The sequence below is a fragment of the Parendozoicomonas callyspongiae genome, assembly GCF_023502345.1.
GTDB lineage: Bacteria > Pseudomonadota > Gammaproteobacteria > Pseudomonadales > Endozoicomonadaceae > Sansalvadorimonas > Sansalvadorimonas callyspongiae.
In genome coordinates this window covers 1-923 of record NZ_JAMFLX010000106.1, presented here as the reverse complement: position 1 = coordinate 923, position 923 = coordinate 1, and the positions used below count along the sequence as shown (strand labels likewise).

At 54.3% G+C, this 923-nt stretch carries 1 protein-coding gene and 1 pseudogene; both read right to left on the bottom strand.

The genetic code is table 11. The features are described from left to right. Positions 1-704 (bottom strand): IS21-like element helper ATPase IstB (gene istB / locus M3P05_RS20480; protein WP_249701991.1); only part of this gene is annotated, 704 nt, incomplete at its 3' end. A 13-nt stretch (positions 705-717) separates the two neighbouring features. Next, positions 718-923, bottom strand: a pseudogene (locus M3P05_RS20475) (IS21 family transposase); the annotation flags it as partial.

The window sequence follows — 923 nt, the reverse complement described above, 5'->3', positions numbered from 1 at the left end:
TCTCCTTTCAGTTTGAGCCGGTGAGCGTTGTGCATCAGTCGGTCCAGAATCGCATCAGCCAAAGTCGCATCACCGATGCTGGCATGCCACTCCTTGGTCGGCAGTTGACTGGTCACAATCGTGGATGTCTTCTCATGGCGATCATCCATGATTTCCAGAAGATCATTCCTTTGCTCCTGAGTCAGAGGTTCCAGACCCCAGTCATCCAGGATAAGCAGGTCCGTTTTCTCCAGCTGTCGGAGTTGCTTGCTGTAACTGCCATCGCCTCGAGCCAGAGTGAGTTCTTCCAGTAAACGGGACACCCGGTAATAACGAACGCTGTAACCTTGCAGGCAGGCATGGTGTCCCAGGGCGCAGGCCAGATAACTTTTGCCACAACCGCAAGGCCCGGTAATCAGCAGATTCCTGTGCCTGGTCAGCCAATCACAACTGGACAGTGAGGCCACCTGACTTTTGTTCAACCCTCGGGGATGCTCGAAGTCAATGTCATCCAGTCGGGCTGAGAGTTTGAAGCGAGCACTCCGCAACAGGCGAGCCAGACGTTTGTTGTTGCGCTCGGTTTCTTCCTGATCAACAAGGAAGGTCAGCCTTTCCGCGAAGCTTAATTCGTCATAGGTGCCCGGTTGTTCCTGCTGCTGATTGAGAGCATCCGCCATACCTGTCAGTCTCATGGACCGGAGACGCGTCATAATCTGTGGAATCATTATTTCTCTCCGGTTACTGGAAGAACTGGGCACCACGGATATTTTCGTGGTCACCCAAGGAAAGCGCTGCCTGCTTTGCCGGTTCCAGTGGCATCTGGTCCAGACCGGATTGCAGGATGGAACGAATATGCTTCAGTCGGTAGCCGCCAATCGCTCTGGCCCTGGCACAGGCCGCATTGAGCCGGTCAGCACCATAATCGCGCTGCAGATTCAGTAGTC